Raw genomic sequence first — 22,143 nt, forward strand, 5'->3', positions numbered from 1 at the left:
GCCCCGCATGCTGACAGCCCGCGAACGCATCGAACGCCAGATGAACGACCCCTCGCTGGTGCGGCTGCACCGGAAGCTCAGCCGGCTTCGGTCGACTGTGACGATGATGAACACCGGCGCCCATCCGGATGACGAGCAGAACGGTCTTCTCGCCTGGCTGCGCCTGGGGCTTGGCATGCGCGTCATCATCGCCTGCTCCACCCGCGGTGAGGGCGGGCAGAATGCACTTGGTCCCGAACGGCTCGGAGCGCTTGGCGTCGTTCGATCTCGAGAGATGGAAGAAGCCGCGCGGGTTCTGGATGCGGACGTGTTCTGGCTGGGCCACGGACCCGCGGACCCCGTCCACGATTTTGGTTTCTCGAAGGACGGCGACGCAACATTCGGTCGCTGGGGCGAAATGCGCATCGTCGAGCGGTTGGTGCGCGCCTACCGGATGGAACGGCCGGATATCGTCGTTCCGACCTTCCTCGACGTGCCGGGCCAGCACGGCCACCACCGGGCCATGACGCGGGCCGCGGAAGCCGCGATCGCACTGGCAGCCGACGACACGGCATTTCCCGAGCACTTTGCCGAAGGTCTGAAGCCTTGGTCCGTCTCGAAGTATTATCTGCCGGCCTGGTCCGGTGGCGGCGACACCTATGACGACGAGGTTCCGCCGCCGGATGCTACCCTGGTCATCCAGGCCGAAGGCCGGGATCCGGCCACCGGTGCCGAATACGACCGGATCGGCGAATGGTCGCGCTACTATCACGCGTCGCAAGGGATGGGACGCTGGCCGAAGCAGGCGCGCCGATCCTGGCCTTTGCATCTGAAGCTATCCGGGAGCGAGATTGAGGCCGAACTGACAGTCTTCGAAGGTCTGCCCGCCTCGCTTGCCGCGCTGGCCGACTTTTCGCAACTGCCGGCAGATGTCGCGGATGGTTTGAAAGCGGCCGATGCCGCGATCGCCGTTGCTTTGGCAGCGTTTCCGGATCGCGACGCGATCATCGAGCAACTGGTCGCTGCGGCCGGCGCTCTCGACCGGGTCGCGGCCGATGCCCCGGCAGCTTTTCAAGCACTGCATGGGCATCGGATCGAGCGCAAACGGCTGGAACTGGATGCGGCCATCCTGGAAGCCGCCGCCATCATCGAACGGGCTTTTGCCGATTCGGAGACGATTGCTCCAGGAGGCAGCGGTCTTCTGACAGTCGAGCTCGCGGAAGGGTCTCCCGCGGAGAACGTCGAGGTCGAGCCGATCCTTCCGCCGCGGGTGACATCGACGGTTCTTTCACGTCGTCCGGATCTTGAGTTCGCGCTTGCCGCCGCTTCCGATGCGCCGCTCTCCGATCTGTTTCGTCCCGCGTGGTCGGCACTCGGCGGCAACGGCCATGGCCACATCAGGCTGTCGGCCGAAATCGGAGGGCGGACCGTCGTCGGATCGTTCGATCTGGAGGAGCCGTTTTTGGTGTCGCCCGCCCAGTCGCTCGCGCTGATGCCTGAAGCCGTGCTGGTGGCGCTGGATGCCGAGCGGACAGAGTGGCCAATTCAGGCCAGCATCGACGGTGCACAGGCTCCGCTCTCCTTCAAGCGGGTGCCGGGTTGGTCCATGAAGCCGGGCGATCAGGGTTGGACGCTTGAGGCGACCGGACCACTGGTGCCAGGACTCGTGGAGGTGGAGCCGCAGCTCGACGGGCATGGCGCTTTTCAGGTGACGCCGATCGCCTTCCGGCACATCGGGCGCACCGCCTTCCGCCAGCCGGTGTCGCTGAAAATCCTGAGCCTCGACATGAAGCTACCGCTGGGTGCCAAGATCGGTTACGTCGGAGGAGGTGCCGACCGGGTCGGGACATGGCTGTCGCGCATGGGTCTCGATGTTACCGAAATGGATGCCGCGGCGCTTGCCAGCGATCTGTCTCGCTTCACCACGATCGTCGTCGGCATTTTCGCCTTCGGCATCCGCAAGGATCTCGCAGCGGCCACGGCGCGACTGCATCGGTTCGTCGAGGATGGCGGGCACCTCGTGACGCTCTATCATCGTCCAAGCGACGGATGGGACCCGAATGAGACGCCGGTCCGCCGCATCGAGATCGGCAGCCCTTCGCTGCGCTGGCGCGTGACGGATCCGAAGGCGGAAGTGACCGTTCTTGCTCCCGAACATGTTCTGCTGGCCGGACCCAACCGGATCGGGCCGGACGACTGGCATGGCTGGGACAAGGAGCGCGGCCTCTACTTTGCCGCCCGCTTCGATGAGGCTTACGAGCCATTGCTCGCCATGCACGACGTGAATGAGCAGCCGCTCAACGGAGCGCTGATCTCGGCTGCCGTCGGCAAGGGTCGCCATACCCACACCAGCCTCGTGCTGCATCACCAGATGGACAAGCTGGTGCCCGGTGCCTTCAGGCTGATGGCAAATCTCGTGCAACCGGCGTGAGCGCGGCAGCGGCACCCGACGATGGAGAGCAACGGCCCGCAGACGCGCGGATCGCCATCGGCTGGCTGCTGCTCGACATGACGCTCGTCTCCGGCGGTATGACCGCTCTCGTGAAGGCGCAAGGGGCGACCTATCCCGCCTTTCAGCTCGTCTTCATCCGGGCGATGATCGGCCTCGTGTTCATCCTGCCGCTGATCTGGCACCATCGATCCGAGATGCGCCGCGTCCGCCATCCCTGGCGCAACATCTTGCGCATTTCCTGCAATGCGATCGCGCTGACCAGCAATTTCCTCGCGATCACTCTCCTGCCGCTGGCCATGGTCAACGCGGTCGGCTTTTCCCGACCGCTGGTGACCATGGGACTGGCCGTCGCCATGCTGGGCGAGAAGGTCAGCCGCATTCGTTGGGCAGGCGCCGCCATCGCCTTCGTTGGAGTGCTGATCGTCATGGCACCGGGCACCTCGAGCTTTGACGTCAAGATCCTCGTCGTGCTCGTCTCGGTCGTCTTCGGGTCGCTGGCGATCATCCAGACGCGGGCGCTGAGGGACGAGAACACGACCGTCATGATGGTTTTCTACACGGTGGGCCTTGCGGTCATCACCGCAGTCCCGGCTGCCTTCACCTGGCAGCCGGTGATGCCATTCGACTGGTTGCCGTTGCTCGGCATCGGCTTTTTGGCGCAGATCGGCCAGTACTGCTTCCTGCGCGCCTATCGCATTGCCGATGCAAGCGTGCTTGCGCCGATCGGCTATCTGTCGATCGTCTTCGTGACCGCCGTCGGCTACGTTTTCTTCGGCGAGGTGCCCGAACTGCGCGTCGTGTTTGGCGTCGTGGTGATCATTGCCTCCCTCCAGGGCGCGGCGCTTGTCGAACGCCGTCGCGCGCGTCGGGCGCGGTACAGATAAGACTGCCGGAGCCACACCGATCCTGCGCCTGACAATCCCGCCGTGATCGGCTATGGCAGGAGACATCATGTCGACAGGAGGATTGTGGCGGGATGACACAGAGTGATCCGGGCCAGATGCTGGAGCGCAAGCGTGGATCCGGCGTGAAGCTGGTCTATGACCTCCTGCGGGATGAAATCCTCGACCTCAAGCTCGCTCCTGGCAGCGCCGTCGACGAGGTGCAGCTCGCGGCGCGGTTCGGCATGTCGCGGACGCCGATCCGCGAGGCCCTTGTGCGTCTGGCGGGCGAGGGGCTGATCGAGACGCTGCCCAATCGCTCGACGATGGTGTCGAACATCGATTTTCTCGGAATGCCGGCCTATTTTGATGCGCTAGTGCTCATGTACCGCGTCACCACAAGGCTGGCGGCCCAGCATCACATCGCGCAGGATCTGCAGGTCATCCGCTCGCGTCAGGCGGCGTTTACCGCCGCCGTAGAGGCGCAGGACGCGCTGGCGATGATCGCCACCAATGTCGAATTCCATTCCGCCATCGCCGCTGCCGGCCGCAACGCTTACTATGCCGGCTTCTTCGAGCGATTGCTGGGCGAGGGGCGCCGCATGCTGCGCCTCTATTACCAATCTTATGAGGACCGTCTTCCGCCGCGTTTTGTCGAGGAGCACGAGGAGATCATCGCGGCTGTCGAGGCGCGCGATGTCACCCTTGCCGACCGTCTCGGCAAGGCGCATGGCGAACAGATCGTCGAGCAGATCGGCCGTCTGCTGACACGCAATGACCCAAGCGACATCGATCTCTGAAGTCGTTGTATTTTTCTTGTCGACAAAACCGGAAGATCGAGTAGTCTTCCGGTCAAGAGGCCGAGGCGACCGCCGCCCGCCATTCCGTACCCGAGGATCTCGACATGAAAGCAGCGATCTTTTCCGGCGTCGTGCCGGCCCTGATGACCCCGTGCAAGCCGGATCGCACACCGGATTTCGATGCACTGGTGTTGAAGGCCCGGCAGTTGATCGCAAACGGCATGTCGGCCGTTGTCTATTGCGGCTCGATGGGGGACTGGCCGCTGCTCACCGACGCGCAGCGGATGGAAGGCGTCGAGCGGCTTGTCGAAGCCGGCGTGCCGCTCATCGTCGGCACCGGCGCCATTAATTCGGCCTCGGCCGTGGCCCTTGCCGCGCATGCCCAGAAGGTTGGTGCGCAGGGGCTGATGGTCATCCCGCGCGTGTTGTCGCGCGGCTCGGTCATCGCCGCCCAGAAGGCCCACTTCAAGGCGATCCTGTCGGCAGCGCCCGACCTGCCGGCGGTCATCTACAACAGCCCCTATTACGGTTTCGCCACGCGCGCCGACCTGTTCTTTGCGCTGCGCGCCGAGCATCCGAACCTTGTCGGCTTCAAGGAATTCGGCGGTCCGGCAGACATGCGCTACGCGGCGGAAACCATCACCAGCCGCGATGACGACGTTTCGCTGATGATCGGCGTCGATACCGCCGTCTTCCACGGTTTCGTCAACTGCGGCGCCACCGGCGCGATCACCGGCATCGGAAACGTCCTGCCGAAGGAAGTCCTGCACCTCTGCAATCTTGCGCAGGCGGCCGCCACCGGCAATGCCGATGCCCGCATGCGTGCAAAGGAACTGGAAGAAGCGCTCGGCGTGCTGTCTTCCTTCGACGAAGGCCCGGATCTGGTCCTCTATTTCAAGCACATGATGGTGCTGAAGGGCGACCGGGAATACGCGCTGAATTTCTACGAGACCGACGAGCTCAGCGAAAGCCAGCGCGGTTATGTCGAGGCGCAGTTCAAGCTGTTCAACAGCTGGTACGCCGAGTGGAGCCAACTGCCGGGTGCCGTGCAGGATTGCAAAGCCTGATATCCCACAAGCAGAGCCCTCCGACGGAGGGCTTTGCCGCATCAGAACGACGCTGCGCGTGTGTGACGAGATAGGAAGGCACTGAGAAAATGGCACGGTCGGATGTCGTCGTCATCGGGGCAGGGGTGGTTGGCCTTTCGGCGGCCATCGCGGCGCAAATGCGCGGGTTCAGCGTTACCGTAGTTGATCGTGAAGGTCCGGCGGCCGGCGCTTCGGCCGGCAATGCGGGTGCGTTTGCGTTTACCGACATCCTGCCCCTTGCCTCGCCCGGCATCCTCAGGAAGGCACCCAGGTGGCTGCTCGACCCGCTTGGCCCGCTGTCCATCCCGCCGCGTTACGCGCTGCAGATCGCGCCATGGATGTTCCGCTTCTGGCGGGCCTGCTCCCCCTCGCGCGTTGCCCACTCGACGGCGGCCCAGACGTCGTTGATGGATCTGTCACGGGCCGAACTGGAGCCGTTTCTCGCCGAGACCGGCACGCTGCCGATGCTGCGCAAGGATGGCGCCCTGCAGGTCTACGAGAGCAAGGAGGAGTTCGACGCATCTCTTCCGGGGTGGGAGGCGCGCCAGCGACACGGCATTGAATTCCGGCATATGAACGCCGACGGGATGGCGGCAATCCAGCCGGGAATTGCGCCGCGCTTCACCCGAGGGACGTTCACGCCGGGCTGGTTTTCGATCGCCGACCCGAAACTCTACACGCTGGCGCTGGCGGAGCATTTCCGCGCTCGCGGCGGGGTGATCGAGATTGCCGAAATCAGTGCGCTACGGCCGGCAACCGACGGAGCCGATATCGTCTCCACGGATGGACTGGTTCGCAATGCCGCAAGGGTGGTGCTGTCTGCCGGCGCGTTCTCGCACCGTATCGCCCGGACGCTCGGCGACGCCATTCCGCTCGAGACCGAGCGCGGCTACAACACGACACTGCCGCCGGGCGCTTTTGACTTGCGCACGCAGGTGACCTTCGGCGGCCATGGCTTCGTCGTCAGCCGCCTCTCCACCGGCATCCGCGTCGGCGGGGCGGTCGAACTTGGCGGTCTCGATCTGCCGCCGAATTTCGCCCGTTCGCAAGCCATGTTGAAGAAGGCCAAGACGTTTCTGCCCGGCCTTGAGACCACGGGCGGGACGCAGTGGATGGGATTCCGGCCGTCGCTGCCCGACAGCCTGCCGGCCATCGGCCACGCGAGCACGACGCCGAACGTCATCTACGCATTCGGCCATGGCCACCTGGGCCTGACCCAATCGGCGGGAACGGCGCGTATCGTTGCCGACATGCTGAGCGGCCGGCCGGCACCTGTCGATCTGGCGCCGTTTGCGCCAGATCGTTTCCGCTGACCGGCAAGCCGGTTCAGGCGTACGGCAGACCGCCGCCTTCGAGACCCGTAGCAACCACCGAGACGCGGAACCGGCCGTCGAGATTGCGGTCGAAGATCGCGCCGACGACGATGTCGGCTTCATCCTGTACCTCGTCGCGGATGCGGCTTGCCGCCTCGTCGACTTCGAACAGGGTCATGTCGAGGCCGCCGGAGATCGAGATCAGCACGCCGCGCGCGCCATGGACGGAAATATCGTCGAGCAGCGGGTTGGCGATCGCCGCTTCCGCCGCCTTCATCGCCCGGCCTTCGCCGGATGCCTCGCCGGTGCCCATCATCGCGCGTCCCATGCCGCGCATCACTGACTTGACGTCGGCGAAGTCGAGGTTGATCAGGCCTTCCTTGACGATCAGATCGGTGATGCAGCCGACGCCGGCAAACAGCACGCGGTCGGCCGTCATGAAGGCGTCCGAGAAGGTTGTCTTCGCATCGGCGATGCGGAACAGGTTCTGGTTGGGAATGACGATGACCGTGTCGGCGGCCTGACGCAGCGCCTCGATGCCGGCCTCCGCCGTCTTCATGCGACGGTTGCCTTCGAAGGCGAACGGCTTGGTGACAACGCCGACAGTCAAAATGCCGGCGGAGCGTGCGGCCTGGGCAATGACGGGCGCCGCGCCGGTCCCCGTGCCGCCACCCATGCCGGCGGTGACGAAACACATGTGCGAGCCGGCGAGATTGTTCATGATCTCGTCGATCGATTCCTCGGCGGCCGCGCGACCGACATCGGGAAGCGAGCCGGCACCGAGACCTTCGGTGACGTGCGCGCCGAGCTGGATGCGCCGTGAAGCCTTCGATGTCGCAAGCACCTGCGCATCGGTATTTGCCGCGATGAACTCGACGCCCTGCAGATCCTCGGCGATCATGTTGTTGATCGCGTTGCCGCCTCCGCCGCCGACGCCGATGACGGTGATGTGCGGCCGTAGTCCGGAAATGCCGCTCTTGGCGTCGGTCATTGCAGTCTCCTTGTTATGCCCTGGCGCGCTGTCAATCCTGCGAAGCGCGGCGAATCGAGTGGTACACTAGGTGGGCTTCAAGGCACAGCCGGGGCGGCAAAAACTCTGCCTGCGTGACGAAGATCGACTGTGGCGTCAGGTGGCGTGGACGGCCTCCCGCGACAGGTCAGGCGTCGTCGACGGCGACGGAACCTCCGCCATCCGGTTCATGAACTGGAGGGCGGCATGGATCTGCGAGACGACGGCTGCCCCTTCGCCGACGGCGGCTGCCACCCGTTTGGTCGAGTCCGATCGGACGTCGCCGATGGCAAACACGTTCGGCAGGCATGTCTCAAGCGGGAAGGCGGGACGCCCGGGAGCGGACGCCGTCTCGGCGAAGGGTCGCCCGGTCAGGATGAAGCCCTTGTCGTCCGTCTTGGCATGCGGGCGGATCCAGTCAGTGTTCGGGTCGGCACCGATGAACAGGAACATGTGGCGCAGCGGCAGGTGCGTCTCGCTGCCGTTCGTGCGGTCGTGGATCACGGCTCCGGTCAAGCCGTCCTGGCGGTCGCCGTCCAGACGGACGATCTCGCTCCCGACATGCAGTTCGACGTTCGCAAGCGATGCGATGCGCTCGATGAGATAATGGGACATCGTCTCCTCGAGCTTGCGGCGCACCACGAGATGGAGCTTGCTCACCTGCGGTGCAAGAAAGGCCACAGCCTGTCCGGCGGAATTGCCGCCGCCGACCAGCGCGATCTGCTCGCCCTCGCACAGCTTCGCCTCGATCGGCGACGCCCAGTAGGAGATGCCCGAACCCTCGAACTGATGAATGCCGGCAATCGCCGGCCGCCGATAGCGGGCGCCCGAGGCGACAATCACCGTCCGCGCCCGAACCGTGCGGTCGCCTGAGAGCTTCAGCGTCAGAAGTGGAGGCCCTCCAGCATCCGGTGAAGGCGGCACAATGCCTTCTACCGAGACCGGCACGACGAGTTCGGCACCGAACTTGAGGGCCTGGTTGAAGGCCCGTCCAGCGAGCGCCCGTCCGGAAATGCCGGTCGGGAAGCCGAGGTAATTCTCGATCCGAGCGGAAGCGCCCGCCTGCCCACCTGCGGATCGTTCGTCGAGGATGATGACGCTCAGGCCTTCCGAAGCCGCGTAGACGGCGGCGGCGAGCCCGGCCGGTCCGGCTCCGACGATGGCGACGTCGTAGGTGGCGTCGGCCTTCAGATCCGGCGTGATCCCCAGGCAATAGGCGGCTTCCGCATCGGTCGGGTTCTTGATCACGTCGCCGTTGGAGCACACCATCAGCGGCAGGTCGGTCGCCACGATGCCGAGCCGCTCGATCAGCGCGCGACCCTCGTCGTCGGAAGCCGCGTCGAGCGCGATGTACGGATGGCCGTTGCTTCGCAAAAAGCCTTCAAGGCGCGTCAGCGCGGCACTACCCGGCGTGCCGATCAGCACGGATCCCGCGCCGCCCTGATCGATCAAGGCCACACGTCGCAGGATGAACGCCCGCATCATCAGCTCACCGAGTTCCGCCGAGCCAATGATGAGCGCGCGCAAATGGGCGCTGTCGAAGGCAAGCGCCGTGCATCCGTCACTGCCGGCCCGCGCGCCGGCAAGCGCCGGGCGGCCGGAAAGCTGGCTGACCTCGCCGGAAAACTGGCCGATGGCATGCGTGGTGACGGGTGCGGTGCGCGTCATGCCGTCGTGACGAAAGACATCCATCGAACCCTGCACCACCAGCCAGGCCGGAGCGCTCCTGTCGCCAACGTCGAATACCAGTTCTCCCGGCGCGAATTGTCTGGGACCGGCACTCGCGAACCGCGTCGCGATGTCGATCTGGCGTTGGTCGAGCGCCGGATACATCTGGTAGTCGCGTGAGCCGATGTCGGTCATGGTCGCTTCTCCGGGAATGGCGCGAGAGGATGTCTGCAGGTTCAGTGATGTTGCTGGTCAGTAATACCGAGGTATAGGGCCACGCTGCGGCGTCTGGTTGGGAAGATCGACCATCGTCTCGTCGATGAAGCACCAGCCCCAGCCTTCCGACGGATCATAGCCTTCGATGATCGGATGCCGGGTCTGGTGGAAATGGGCTGTGGCGTGTTTGCCGATAGACTGGTCGCAGCATCCCACGTGACCGCATTCGCGGCAGAGGCGCAGGTGGAACCATTCGAGACCGGTCTCGAGGCATTCCTCGCATCCGAGAGTTCGGGGCGTGACGGTGCGGATCGTTCCCTCATGCGTGCAGGCGGACATGCTCATTCTCCCGTTCGGCGTTGCGGAAGTCCACGCAGCGCATCTTCCAGAACCTTGATCAGTCTGTCGAATTCCACCGGCTTGCCGAGAAAGGCGAGTGCGCCGCCGTCCATTGCCGCGGAACGGGTCCGCTCGTCCCGGTAGGATGTCATGAAAATGATCGGCGGTTTTGTCGCCTCACCGTTCAGGATGGCCTGGAGGTCCAGCCCGGTCAATCCAGGCATCTTGACGTCCAGCAGCATGCAGTCGATCGCCCGCCGGTCTTCGTCGGCAAGGAACTCCTCGGCCGAAACGAACAGCCGGCTGTCGTAACCGCACGACTTGATCATATCGTCCAGGGCCTCGCGCATGGCCTGGTCGTCATCGACAATGGCGATGAGGGGAATGGATGACACGGGTATTGGCCTTGCTGTTATCGTTCTATCTGCGGCCGTTATGCGCCTCTGCGCAGGGTCGAAGTATCATACTAGAGTCTAGGTCTTCTCATGTGCAGGGTCGTCAGGCCACCGGAGGGGAGGACGGGTCGAGCAGTTCCACCTTGCGAACCAGGTCCGCAACGGAGCGGGCTTCCATCTTGCGCATGACATTTCCGCGGTGAAGCTTCACGGTGATCTCGCTTATGCCGAGCGCAAAGGCGATCTGCTTGTTCATCAATCCCTTGACCACGGCACCCATGACCTCCCGCTCGCGCGGCGTCAGCGTCGCGGCAAGCACGGCCACGGCATCCGATGCGGCACGATCCTGCCGGTTGCGCGCATCCCTCTCCAGGGCAACCGAGACCGCGTCGAGAATGTCCTGTTCGCGGAACGGCTTCGACAGAAAGTCCACGGCGCCGGCCTTCATCGCCCGCACAGTCATCGGGATATCGCCGAAGCCGGTCATGAAGATGATCGGCATCTTGTTGCCCGTTCGCTCAAGATGATTCTGGAAGTCGAGGCCGCTCAGGCCCGGAAGCCGGACATCGAGAAGGATACAGCCGGGCCGGCCGAGGTCGGCCTTGTCGAGAAACGCCTGGGCGCTCTCGAAGGGCATGACCTCCATCTTCATCGAACTGAAGAGGTCGGTCAGCGCCTCGCGCATCGACTGGTCGTCGTCGACCACATAGACCACCGGTCCGGTCGCTGCGGGCTTTCTTGCGGATTTCGGCTCAGCCACGGGCGGCCTCCTGGGTTGGGATCAGCATGTCGAAGACGGCGCCCCCGTCCTGATGATTGCGTGCCAGCAGCTCGCCGCCGCGGGCTTCCATCGTGCTCCTGCAGATGGACAGGCCCATGCCCATGCCGGTCGGCTTGGTGGTGAAGAACGGCGCGAACAGCTTTGGCATGACATCCTCGCCGATGCCGGGTCCGAAGTCGCGCACGCAGATGCTGATGAAGCCGTCGTCGCGGCGTTGAGTGGAGACCAGCAGCCTGCGATCCGCAATGTCCGTACTGCTCATCGCCTGGATGCCGTTGGTAATGAGGTTGATGAGCACCTGCTGAAGCTCGATGCGGACAGCATCCACCGTATCCGCAGCCTGCGCACAATGCGCCTCGAAGGTCACGCCCTCGCGGTTGAGATCGTGTTCCATGAGGGCCTTCGTCTCGGCAATCAGGTCCGGCAGGTTGACGGGCTCCGGCGCCCGAAGTTCGTGCGAGAGCATGGAGCGGGTGTTGTGAATGATGTCGCTTGCCCTCTGGCTGTCGCGGATCATCCGCTCGGCCGACCGCCGGACGGCCTCGAGATCCGGCGTCTCGCGATTGATCCAGCGCAGCATGGTCTGGGCATTCAACACCAGCGCTGCCAGCGGCTGGTTGAGTTCGTGCGCAAGCGAGGCGGACAGCGCACCGACCGTTGCCGCCCGTGACGCCCGCGTCAGCTCCGCCTGCGCTTCCAGCAGCGCCTTCTGCGTCATTTCCCTCGCGGTGATATCGACCATGCCGACGATGATGCGGTTGAAGGCGGACCGATCTTCCGGAAAGCTCATGCTGATGAGCACCAGGCGCTTCTGGCCGTCGCTGGTGATCAGGTGACCTTTCCCCTCGAAATGGGCGTGTTCCTCGAAGATCGCCGCCAGAAGATCGATGAAGGTCGCGTCGTCCGGCGTCAGGTAGCGCCGCATGGGCAGTTCGCCAAGATCGGCGGTGAGATCGCCGAACAGCGTCCGCGCCGCCTCATTGGCAGCGACCGTTCGGATCAGGTTGATGCAATCCTGTATGACCTCGGGATGCCGCGTCATATGTTGCTTCAGGTGGACGATGCCGCTCGACTTCAGCCGCATCAGCAACGTGCGGACCGCAGAATAATCCCTCTCCCAGAGCGCCACGCGGCTCTCCTCGAAGATCGACCGGTAGCGCCGTTCGCTGTCGCTGAGCGCGGCGTTGGAGGCGAGCAACTCGGTGCGGAACATGTCGTTGCGAAAGATCAGTGCGCGGGTGATGAACAGTGCCGCCAGCGACACGGCCAGACGCAGCAGCGCCGGCAGGTCATAGGCGAGGCCGTGGCCGATCACGTAGGCCGACAGGGTAAGGAGCAGGCATGCAGCCGTGGTCAGCCAGATGCCACGCGTCGTCAAGGCTTCCGCCGACAGCAGCAGCACGATGACGTAAAGCACGGCGATCGCGCTCTCGATGGTGGTGAATGCATCGACCCAGAAGACCGTGGCAGCCAGGATGAATGCCAGCCCTGCGACGGCACGACTGCGTCGCGAGGCGGCGGCCCCGTCGATCCCGGCGGCCGGCTTCAATAAGCGCAGCGGCTTCATTCTTCTGTTCCCCCGTCGACGTGCAGTCCGGTATCCGTCGGATCTTGGCAGAATAAAGCACATGATCCCTGCGGGAACCTATACCAAGGTTTGTGGGGGCTGCCGCCGATCCGCTCGGGCTCATTGCGTGGCGGTTCAGTCGGTACGTTCAAGCCTCACGTCGCATCTGGGAGTAGGCAACCTGTGCTGAAGTATAGCCTCTCATAGACGAGCATTGAATTTTCGCCGTCGTCGCCCGCGCCTAGTTTCATGGGGAAGCCGGAGAGAAGGCGACGCTTGCCGCTGATCGTCCGGAGGATCGACCCGTTCACCCGCCGACCAACAAACGCCGCACCGATCACCAGACCCAACCAGGAGAAACCACAATGGACCGCACAGTCGTCGAAAAGCGCCGCAAGGCTGATCTTGCCACCCCGACCGATCTGGGAGCCAATGCAACGGCGGACATCGCCGGCGCGCTTGCCGCGCTGCTCGCCGATACCTTCGCCCTCTACCTGAAGACGAAGAACTTCCACTGGCACATGAGCGGCAGGCATTTTCGCGATTATCACCTCCTGCTCGATGAACAGGGCGACCAGGTCTTCGCGATGACCGATGCCATCGCCGAGCGCGCCCGCAAGATCGGCGGCACGACGATCCGTTCCATCGGCCACATCAGCCGGCTGCAGCGCCTGCTCGACAACGACGCCGAGTTCGTCACGCCGCGCGACATGCTGGCCGAACTGAAGGACGACAACCGCCAGCTGATCGGCTTCCTGCGCCAGGCCCACGAGGTCTGCGAGGAGCACAACGACGTCGCGACCACCAGCCTCATCGAAGTCTGGATCGACGAAACCGAACGGCGGACCTGGTTCCTCTTCGAAACGCTGCGCGACAGCGAATAGGCGAGGCGATCCTGCGAGGATAGGGAGGCGGAGCCGAACGGCTCCGCTTCCCGTTCGAATGGGTCATCCCACATCGCGGCGTGCCGTTCGATCTGCGACGTCTTGCTAAAACTTGAAGAAACTCGAAGCTGAAGCGCCTTGGGCCGTGATTCAGCGATCGGTAAGCCGCGTATAGGCGCCGAGGATGAAACGCTCAGCCCGCAACAGGTAGGCTTCGAGCATCTGTGCCGCCTCTGCTGCCTTGCCGGCTTCCAGTTCCGCAAGGATCTCGCGGTTCTGGTCGATGAACGGGCCATGCAGAAACTCGGGATCGCGCAAGAGCCCGAAGACCAGCCGCAGTTCGAGGGAGATCTGCGCATAAAAGCCGGAAAGACGAGGACTGTCGGCCAGTTCGACGATGGCTGAATGAAAGGCGATATCGGCGCTGCCGACGCCCAGCCAGTCCTTGGCATCGCGGCGAAGCCTGGCGTCCTCCACGGCGGCGCGCATGCGCGAGACGCCCGGATGCAGCGGATGCGCCTGCGCCAAGGTCGGGCATTCGATGCTGCGTCGCACCCGGTAGATGTCGATGATCGTCGCCATGCTCGGCGTCGAGACGAAGACGCCGCGATTGGCTTCGTAGCGCAGTAGCCCTTCCTTGGTGAGCAGCCGAAACACTTCGCGCAGAGTATTGCGCGACACCTGCAGCTCGTCGCTCAGCGCCTGCTCCGACAAGTGGCTGCCGGGGGTCAGCATGCCGGAAATGACCTTCTCGCGGATCCGCTGGGAAACTGTTTCGGCCAGTGTCTGCACCGGTTCCGAGGCGCGCGACGTACCGGTGCCGCCGGCTTCGCGTCTGCCCGAGGATCTTGCTTCGCCGTCCCGTCCGTTCGCTGCGCCGACCAATCCCGTTCCCCTGTGCGTGACGCGGCAGTCGCCCGCGTCAGATAGCTTGTGCCTCAAGCGGGCGGCAATTGCCACCCGCCCAGTGATTGCGCGGCGCCCTTTTCCGAGTCAGTCTCGCGCTGTGCCCATCTAACGGGCGTTTGCCGAATTGTGGAGCAGAAGCTATAAATTGTTCAACACTATGGACACGATTGTCCGGGTTTGCTAGCTTCACTGACACATTAGAGAATGCTGGTGCAGACATGCGGTCAATCGATCTCAATAGCGATCTGGGCGAGAGCTTCGGACCCTGGAAGATGGGCGACGATGCAGCCATGCTCGATGTCGTCAGCAGCGCCAATGTTGCCTGCGGCTTTCACGCCGGTGATCCGGCAGGCATCCTGAAGACATTGCGGGCGGCCGCCGAACGCGGCGTCGCCGTCGGGGCGCATGTCGGTTATCGCGACCTCGCCGGTTTCGGTCGGCGCAACATGGACCCGAAGAGCGACGAGCTGATCGGCGACGTCATCTATCAGATCGGTGCGCTGCAGGGGCTTGCCAAGGCCGCCGGCACGCGCGTCACCTACGTCAAGCCGCATGGTGCGCTCTACAACACGATCGCCGTCGACACCCGCCAGGCAAGTGACGTGATTACCGCAATCCGCGCCGTCGATCCGTCGCTGGTGCTGATGGCGCTGGCCGGTTCGCAACTGGTCGAGCAGGCGCGCGCCGCAGGCTTGACGGTCGTTGCCGAAGCCTTTGCCGATCGTGCCTATACGGCCGAGGGCCATCTCGTCTCGCGCCGCGAAGAGGGGGCTGTGCTCCACGATCCGGACCTCGTCGCCGCCCGGATGCTGCGCATGGCACGCGATGGCGTCATCGAGGCGATCGACGGCACCCTGACGAAGATCGATGCGCAGTCGATCTGTGTCCATGGCGATAGCCCCGGTGCGGTCGCAATCGCAAAGCGCCTGCGGGCGCTGCTGGAACAGTCCGGTCTGGACATCCGGCCGTTTACCGCGACTCTCTGACGCTCATGCAGGCCATCACCCCCGCTACCACCCGAGACACGTCGATGCGCATCCTGCCGGTGCGCACAGGCATCGTGCTCGTCGAATTGGCGGATCTGGCCGAGGCGCTCGCACTCTACGACGCGTTCGAAAACCACCCGATTGCCGGTATTCGGGAGATCATCCCGGCGGCGCGTACGTTACTGATTTCCTTCGACCCGACAATTCTGTCCGAGGAGGCGCTGGACCGGGCACTCGCAGACCGCGCCGGTGGAGATCGCAAATCGGCCTCCGGGCCGCTGGTCGAGATACCCGTACGCTACGACGGTGAAGACCTCCCCGAAGTCGCAGCCGTGCTGGGATTGACGGCAGATGAGGTTGTCCGCCTTCATTGCGAAAGCGAATTTGTTGCCGCCTTCACCGGTTTTGCGCCGGGCTTCGCCTATCTTTCCGGTGGCGATCCGCGTCTCAGGGTTCCGCGCCGGACATCGCCGCGCATTCAGGTGCCGGCCGGCGCCGTCGGCCTCGCCGGCGAATTCAGCGGCATCTACCCGAAGGCGAGCCCCGGCGGCTGGCAGTTGATCGGCACCACACCGCTCGCCATGTTCGACATCAACCGCGAGCCGGCATCGCTTCTGCAGCCGGGCAGCCGCGTGCGCTTTCGCAATCTATCGGCTGACAAGGCCTACGAGGTCGTCAGCCCGCTCAAGGCGTCAGCGCCGGCAGCTAAGGTCGGCGCCGATCAAGGCGCTGCGGCCATGGAGATCCTCTCCGTCGGCCTGCCGGTCCTGTTCCAGGATCTTGGCCGGTCGGGACAGGCAAGCCAGGGCGTCAGCGTGTCGGGCGCTCTGGATCGCGGCAGTCTGAAGGCTTCCAACCGGTTGGTTGGCAATGTGCTCGATGCCGTTGCGTTGGAAGTCACCCTTGGCGGGTTGCGCTTTCGCATGCACGGGCGCGCCGTCATTGGCGTCACGGGTGCCACGACAACGATCACCGTCACCGGCGCAGACGGCCGACATTTCTCCGCACCGATCAACCAGGCCATTGCGCTTGACGATGGGGATCTCGTCACGCTTTCAAGCCCGGTCGGCGGGATGCGTTCGTATCTCGCGGTGCGCGGTGGTTTCCAGGTTGCGCCGGTGCTTGGCAGTGCCGCGACCGATACTCTGGCACAGATCGGCCCGGCAGCAATTGGCGCAGGCGCGCTGATCAGCATTCGCCGGGCACCCACAGGCTCGATCGTGGCACCCGACATGCTGCCGGCCTTCGACATGCCACGGACGGGTCAGACCGTCATGCTCGACGTCGTGATGGGGCCGCGCACCGACTGGTTCACCGAGCAGGCAGTCGATCGCTTCCTGTCACAGGAATGGTCGGTGACGCCGCAGTCGAGCCGGGTCGGCATTCGTCTTTCCGGCGACGCACTAGAACGGTCGATCACGAGCGAATTGCCGAGCGAGGCGACGGTGCGCGGCGCGCTGCAGGTGCCGGCGAGCGGCCAGCCGGTGCTGTTCCTCGCCGACCACCCGCTGACCGGCGGCTATCCTGTCATCGCCAATGTTGCCGGTCATCATCTCGATCTCGCCGGTCAGGTCCCTGTCGGCGCGACAATCCGTTTCAATGCGATCAGCCGCTTCGCCCCCCGCATCATTCCAGGAAAGCAGACATGAAGAAGGTTCTGATAGCAAACCGCGGCGAGATCGCGGTCAGGATCATCCGGGCCTGCAAGGATTACGGCCTGACCTCGGTCGCCGTCTATGCCGATGCCGATGCCGACGCACTGTTCGTGGCGCAGGCGGACGAAGCCTATGCTTTGAACGGAACGAGCGCCAGGGAGACCTATCTCGACATCGACAAGCTGATCGCCGTCGCAAGACGATCCGGCGCCGATGCTGTCCACCCAGGCTACGGTTTCCTGTCGGAACGCGCGGAGTTCGCAAAGGCCGTGGTCGATGCGGGGCTGATCTGGATCGGGCCTGACAGCCAGGTGATCGAGGCGCTGGGAGACAAGCTGAAGGCGCGCGAGATTGCCCAGAGGGTTGGCGCGCCGCTGGTTGCCGGCAGCGACGGGGCGATCTCTTCCGCTGCTGAGGCTTTGGAATTTGCCCGCACGTTTGGCCTTCCGATCGCCATCAAGGCAGCCCATGGCGGCGGCGGGCGGGGCATGAAGATCGCTCGCCGCCTCGACGAGGTCGAGGAACTTTTCGAATCTGCGACGCGCGAGGCGCTGGCTGCCTTCGGCCGTGGGGAATGTTACGTCGAGCAGTTTCTCGACCGCCCGCGGCACATCGAGGCGCAGGTGCTGGCGGACTGCCTCGGCAATGTTCTGGTCGTGGGCACACGCGATTGCTCGCTGCAGCGGCGCAACCAGAAGCTCGTCGAGGAAGCACCTGCGCCTTTCCTGTCCGACGAACAGCGTCAGACGATCCACCAGGCATCCCGCGATATTTGCGCTGCGGCCGGTTATACCGGTGCCGGTACGGTGGAATTCCTGCTGAGCGCCGACGGCGTGATCTCCTTCCTGGAGGTCAATACGCGGCTGCAGGTGGAGCATCCGGTCACCGAGGAGACGACCGGCCTCGACCTCGTCATCGAACAGTTCCGTATTGCCGAAGGCCTGTCGGTCAGCGTCACGCAGATGCCGGAGCCGCGCGGCCATGCGATCGAGTTCCGCATCAACATGGAAGACCCCGGCCGTGGCTTCCTGCCGTCCTCGGGCGACATCATCACGTTCGCTCCGCCTTCGGGACCGGCTGTACGCCTCGACAGCGGCGTGACCACCGGCTCGGCTATCCCGCCGATGTTCGATTCGCTGGCCGCCAAGCTGATCGTCTGGGGCGCCACCCGCGATCAGGCCATTGCCCGTGCGCGTCGCGCGCTGTCGGAATTTGCGATTGAAGGCGTGCCATCGGTCCTGCCGTTCCACCGGGCAGTGCTGGAGCATGACGATTTCTGCGGCAGCGACTTCCGTGTCCACACCCGCTGGATCGAAACCGATTTTGCCGAGACGCTGGAGGCGGCGGCCCGACCGGCACCGGCCGAGGGCGCCGGCTTGATGCGCGGCTACGTCGAGATCGACGGCAAGCGCGTCGACTTTGGCATTCCGCAGACGTTCCTGCGCCTGATCGGGCAGCTGCCTGGTCAGACGTTGCAGCCGAAGAACACGGACGTCGCGAACGAAGCAGGTTCCGTGCTGGCGCCGGTGCCCGGGATGCTCGTGCAGTGGAATCTCGAAGACGGCGCCACAGTTTCGGAGGGCGACGTTTTGGCGATCATGGATGTGATGAAGATGGAGACGCCCGTGATCGCGCCTTGCTCCGGCATCGTTTCCATCCTCGCTGCCTCGGGCTCCTCCCAGAGGGCCGGCGCCGTCCTTGCCCGGATCAAAAGCCCGCACGGTACGGTTAGAACAGACACAGCGGCAATGCCGAAGCCGGAGACCCAAGCATGAGCAGCCCGATGGACAACCGCCCCGTCAACGGCACGGAGCCGCTTCTGTCGGTCGAAGGCCTGAGCGTCGAGTTCGGCACCAGCCGCGTCGTAGATGATCTGTCATTTTTGGTCGAACCGGGCAAGACGGTCGCGATCGTCGGCGAATCCGGCTCCGGCAAGTCGGTGACCTCGCTGTCGACCATGCGGCTCGCCGACATGATGGGCGCCCGCTACGCGAGCGGACAGATCCGGTTCGGCGGCAGAGACCTGCTGACAACGTCGCAGAAGGAAATGCGCTCGGTGCGCGGCAAGGAGATCGCGATGATCTTCCAGGAGCCGATGACCTCGCTCAACCCGGTCTTCACCATCGGCGACCAGATCTGCGAAGTTCTGATGCTGCACGAGAAGATGAACAAGTCCGCAGCGACAGCTGAAGCCGGACGGCTGCTCGACATGGTGCGGCTGCCGGATTCCTCCGAACTTCTGACCCGCTATCCGCACCAGCTGTCCGGCGGCATGCGGCAGCGGGTGATGATCGCCATGGCGCTTGCCTGCCGGCCAAAGCTGCTGATCGCCGACGAGCCGACGACGGCGCTCGACGTGACGATCCAGGCGCAGATCCTCACCATCATGCGCGACCTGCAGAAGACGCTCGGCATGGGCATGATCTTCATCACCCACGACATGGGCGTGGTCGCGGAAATGGCCGACGACGTGGTCGTCATGTGGAAGGGCAAGAAAGTTGAAGACGGTCCGGTCCGCGACATCTTCGCCAATCCGCAGCATCCCTACACGCGCGCCTTGCTGTCGGCTGTTCCGAAACTCGGCAGCATGACCGGCGAGGCGTTTCCCAAGCGCCTCCCGCTGACCGTGCTCGAAAACGGCCAGCCGGTAACGGTCGGCGAGGAGCGGGTGCAGGACACCGTGAAGTCCGGTGCCACACCGCTGCTGTCGGTGAAGGATCTGTATGTCCGCTTCGACATCAAGAAGAACCTGTTCGGAAAGGCGACCCATCGGCTCAGTGCCGTCCAGAAGGTCAGCTTCGACATTCATCCGGGTGAAACGCTGGCGCTGGTCGGCGAGAGCGGCTCCGGCAAGTCGACGATCGGCCGGACGATCCAGCAGCTGCAGTCGGCGATGTCCGGCGATATCGCCTTCAATGGCCGCAGCTTCTCGTCGATGTCCGCTGCCGAGCGGTTCCGGATGCGCCAGGAAGTCCAGTACATCTTCCAGGATCCGTTCGCGTCGCTCGATCCGCGCAAGACCGTCGGATTTTCGATCGCCGAACCGATCAACACCCACAGCCTGATCTCCGACGCAAAGGCCGTCCGCCGCCGCGTCGATGAACTGCTGGAGCGTGTCGGGCTGACCTCCGACGTCGCGACGCGTTATCCGCACGAGTTTTCCGGCGGCCAGCGGCAGCGCGTCTGCATCGCAAGGGCTCTGGCGTCGGATCCGAAGCTGATCATTGCCGATGAGGCGCTGTCGGCGCTCGACGTGTCGATCCAGGCCCAGATCATCAATCTGTTCATGGACCTGCAGGCGGAGCGTGGGCTCGCCTACCTGTTCATCAGCCACGACATGGCGGTGGTCGAGAAGATGAGCCACCGCGTCGCCGTGCTCTTTCTCGGTCAGATCATGGAACTCGGGACGCGCCGGCAGGTCTTCGAAACGCCTGCCCATGATTACACGCGCCGGCTTCTGTCGGCAGTGCCGGTCGCCGATCCGACTGTTGCTCGCCAGTCCGAGATGATCGAGGGCGAGATCCCCAATCCGGTCCGCCGCGTCGGCGACGAGCCAGCCATTCTCGTGCACGAGGAAATCAATCCAGGCCACTTCGTTGCGAAGAGCGCCTGAAAACCAGCGAAAAAATCGCATCTATCTGAAGAGGAACAGGTCAATGACAAGAATCACAAGGGGACTGAACGCGACGCTGATGGCGCTTGCTCTTTCGGGCGCAGCCTTCACGTCGGCTCCGGCATTCGCTGCCGGCAAGATGACGATTTCCAGCCCGCAGGATCCGGGCAGCTGGGATCCGATCGACACCTTCCTGGTCCAGTGGGCCGCCGTCGCCACCAATATCTTCGACGGCCTGACCTATCGCGGCCCCGACCTGAAGCTGGTGCCGGGCCTTGCCGAGAGCTGGGAAGAACTGGACGAAGGCAAGCGCATCCGCTTCAAGCTGCGCCAGAACGTCAAGTTCCACAACGGCGAGCCCTTCAACGCGGCTGCCGTCAAGTTCACCTTCGAGCGCCTGCTCGGCGAACAGGGTGCCAAGGGTCCGCAGCGCTCCAACTATATCGCCATCGAGAGCGTCGAGGTTATCGACGACTACACGGTCGACCTGAAGCTGAAGGCGCCGGATCCGGTCCTGCTGACCAAGCTTGCCGGCTACGGCGGGATGATCGTGCCGCCGAAGTACATCCAGGAAAAGGGCGAGGACAACTTCAACCTAAACCCGGTCGGCACCGGCCCGTTCAAGTTCGTGTCCTACGCGCCTAAGGTGAACATCAAGCTTGAGGCCAACGCCGACTACTTCGAAGGCGCGCCGAAGCTTTCCGAACTCGAATACCGCTTCATCGCCGAGCCGGCGACCGCGGTTGCCGAACTGCAGGCCGGCCGTGTCGATCTGGTCATCCCGCCGACCATCCCGATCGGCATGCTGCCGGTGATCCAGGGCGACAGCAAGCTGGAGATCCTCAGCGTTCCCGGCCCGACCGTGGATGCCCTGCGCTTCAACACCCGCGATGGCGTGACAGCCGATCCGAAGGTGCGCAAGGCGATCATCATGGCAGTCGACCGCGCCACGATCGTCCAGTCGATCCTCGCCGGCCAGGCCTCGGAGATCACCAGCTTCCAGAGCGCCCTGTCGTTCGGCTACGATGCCGACCTGAAGGCAATCCCCTTTGATCCGGAAGGCGCCAAGAAGCTGCTCGCGGAAGCCGGCGTCAAGGCTGGCACGACGCTGCAGATCGACATCCGCGGCAATGACGCGACGATGAACGAAGTGGCGCAGGTGATCTCCAGCTACCTGTCGATGGTCGGCATCACCGCCACCATCAAGCCCTACGAGACCAACGTTCTGCTGAACGACATCATCCCGCAGGGCAAGACCGGCGCGATGTTCCAGCAGAAGTGGGGCGGCTGGACCTTCGACTACGACAACACGGCGTATTCGATGTACCACTCGGGCGAAAAGTGGAACCCCTACGACAAGGACGAGACGCTCGACAAGCTGCTGGAATCGCAGCGTCCGCTGACGGATCGCGCCGAGCGCGAGAAGATCCTCAAGCAGGTCGCCGCCTATGCGTCGGAACGGGCTCTCGAACTGCCGCTCTACAACACCAACGCCATCTTCGGCATCAACAAGCGGGTCAAGGGCTTCATCGCGCCCCCTGACAACCGCATGAAGCTGACGAACGTCACCGTAGAGTAAGCATCATGCAACGGTGCCGCCCGCCCGCC

General features: G+C 64.2%; 18 protein-coding genes. 11 read left to right on the plus strand and 7 right to left on the minus strand.

Features of this window, described 5'->3' with window-relative positions; genetic code table 11:
* Positions 1–7: 7 nt before the first annotated feature.
* From AAIH46_RS14935 to AAIH46_RS14955, 5 genes are all read left to right on the plus strand, one after another.
* Positions 8–2,410 carry a PIG-L family deacetylase gene (locus AAIH46_RS14935; protein ID WP_430306756.1) on the plus strand — a complete coding sequence of 801 codons (2,403 nt, stop codon included), beginning with the start codon at positions 8–10 and terminating at the stop codon, positions 2,408–2,410.
* A 77-nt stretch (positions 2,411–2,487) separates the two neighbouring features.
* Complete coding sequence (locus AAIH46_RS14940; protein WP_430307328.1) at positions 2,488–3,315, plus strand: DMT family transporter; 828 nt, start codon at positions 2,488–2,490, stop codon at positions 3,313–3,315.
* A gap of 92 nt (positions 3,316–3,407) precedes the next feature.
* Positions 3,408–4,112 (plus strand): GntR family transcriptional regulator, encoded by a 705-nt coding sequence (locus AAIH46_RS14945; protein WP_430306757.1) that lies wholly within the window; start codon positions 3,408–3,410, stop codon positions 4,110–4,112.
* Positions 4,113–4,216: 104 nt separating this feature from the next.
* On the plus strand, positions 4,217–5,179 hold the full coding sequence (locus tag AAIH46_RS14950; protein ID WP_430306758.1) for a dihydrodipicolinate synthase family protein: 963 nt from the start codon (positions 4,217–4,219) through the stop codon (positions 5,177–5,179).
* A gap of 89 nt (positions 5,180–5,268) precedes the next feature.
* Positions 5,269–6,513 carry an NAD(P)/FAD-dependent oxidoreductase gene (locus AAIH46_RS14955; RefSeq protein ID WP_430306759.1) on the plus strand — a complete coding sequence of 415 codons (1,245 nt, stop codon included), beginning with the start codon at positions 5,269–5,271 and terminating at the stop codon, positions 6,511–6,513.
* A 13-nt stretch (positions 6,514–6,526) separates the two neighbouring features.
* Here AAIH46_RS14955 and ftsZ read toward each other — a convergent pair whose 3' ends face one another.
* From ftsZ to AAIH46_RS14985, 6 genes are all read right to left on the minus strand, one after another.
* Entirely contained in the window at positions 6,527–7,504 is a 978-nt protein-coding gene (ftsZ, locus tag AAIH46_RS14960; RefSeq protein ID WP_430306760.1) for a cell division protein FtsZ, read from the minus strand.
* Between the two features lie 135 nt (positions 7,505–7,639).
* A complete protein-coding gene (locus tag AAIH46_RS14965; protein WP_430306761.1) occupies positions 7,640–9,385 on the minus strand; it encodes an FAD-dependent oxidoreductase in 1,746 nt (581 codons plus the stop codon).
* Between the two features lie 57 nt (positions 9,386–9,442).
* Positions 9,443–9,745, minus strand: coding sequence for a UBP-type zinc finger domain-containing protein (locus AAIH46_RS14970; protein WP_430306762.1), 303 nt, complete (start codon positions 9,743–9,745; stop codon positions 9,443–9,445).
* A gap of 2 nt (positions 9,746–9,747) precedes the next feature.
* Positions 9,748–10,140, minus strand: a complete 393-nt coding sequence (locus tag AAIH46_RS14975) for a response regulator transcription factor (protein WP_430306763.1) — start codon at positions 10,138–10,140, stop codon at positions 9,748–9,750.
* A gap of 103 nt (positions 10,141–10,243) precedes the next feature.
* Positions 10,244–10,900 carry a response regulator transcription factor gene (locus AAIH46_RS14980; RefSeq protein ID WP_430306764.1) on the minus strand — a complete coding sequence of 219 codons (657 nt, stop codon included), beginning with the start codon at positions 10,898–10,900 and terminating at the stop codon, positions 10,244–10,246.
* Positions 10,893–12,488, minus strand: coding sequence for a sensor histidine kinase (locus AAIH46_RS14985; RefSeq protein WP_430306765.1), 1,596 nt, complete (start codon positions 12,486–12,488; stop codon positions 10,893–10,895). The genes AAIH46_RS14980 and AAIH46_RS14985 overlap by 8 nt, the downstream gene beginning before the upstream one ends.
* Before the next feature lie 365 nt (positions 12,489–12,853).
* Between AAIH46_RS14985 and AAIH46_RS14990 the strand changes: the two genes are divergently transcribed.
* A complete protein-coding gene (locus AAIH46_RS14990) occupies positions 12,854–13,372 on the plus strand; it encodes a Dps family protein (protein WP_430306766.1) in 519 nt (172 codons plus the stop codon).
* Between the two features lie 150 nt (positions 13,373–13,522).
* Here the strand turns inward: AAIH46_RS14990 and AAIH46_RS14995 are convergent, their stop codons facing one another.
* Entirely contained in the window at positions 13,523–14,164 is a 642-nt protein-coding gene (locus AAIH46_RS14995; protein WP_430307330.1) for a GntR family transcriptional regulator, read from the minus strand.
* A gap of 335 nt (positions 14,165–14,499) precedes the next feature.
* Here AAIH46_RS14995 and AAIH46_RS15000 point away from each other — a divergent pair, with 335 nt between their 5' ends.
* The 5 genes from AAIH46_RS15000 to AAIH46_RS15020 are packed head-to-tail and all read left to right on the plus strand — an operon-like array spanning position 14,500 to position 22,114.
* Positions 14,500–15,267, plus strand: coding sequence for a LamB/YcsF family protein (locus tag AAIH46_RS15000; protein ID WP_430306767.1), 768 nt, complete (start codon positions 14,500–14,502; stop codon positions 15,265–15,267).
* A gap of 44 nt (positions 15,268–15,311) precedes the next feature.
* A complete protein-coding gene (locus AAIH46_RS15005; RefSeq protein WP_430307332.1) occupies positions 15,312–16,916 on the plus strand; it encodes a 5-oxoprolinase/urea amidolyase family protein in 1,605 nt (534 codons plus the stop codon).
* Positions 16,913–18,697: an acetyl/propionyl/methylcrotonyl-CoA carboxylase subunit alpha gene (locus AAIH46_RS15010; protein WP_430306768.1), complete on the plus strand. Its 1,785-nt coding sequence runs from the start codon at positions 16,913–16,915 to the stop codon at positions 18,695–18,697. The genes AAIH46_RS15005 and AAIH46_RS15010 overlap by 4 nt, the downstream gene beginning before the upstream one ends.
* Positions 18,694–20,535 (plus strand): dipeptide ABC transporter ATP-binding protein, encoded by a 1,842-nt coding sequence (locus AAIH46_RS15015; RefSeq protein ID WP_430306769.1) that lies wholly within the window; start codon positions 18,694–18,696, stop codon positions 20,533–20,535. Before AAIH46_RS15010 ends, AAIH46_RS15015 begins: the two co-directional genes overlap by 4 nt.
* Before the next feature lie 43 nt (positions 20,536–20,578).
* The gene (locus tag AAIH46_RS15020) at positions 20,579–22,114 is read left to right on the plus strand and encodes an ABC transporter substrate-binding protein (RefSeq protein WP_430306770.1); all 1,536 of its coding nucleotides are present in this window, start codon (positions 20,579–20,581) and stop codon (positions 22,112–22,114) included.
* The last annotated feature ends 29 nt before the right edge of the window (positions 22,115–22,143 follow it).

Source organism: Rhizobium sp. 0TCS1.26 (assembly GCF_050455525.1).
Classification (GTDB): domain Bacteria; phylum Pseudomonadota; class Alphaproteobacteria; order Rhizobiales; family Rhizobiaceae; genus Neorhizobium.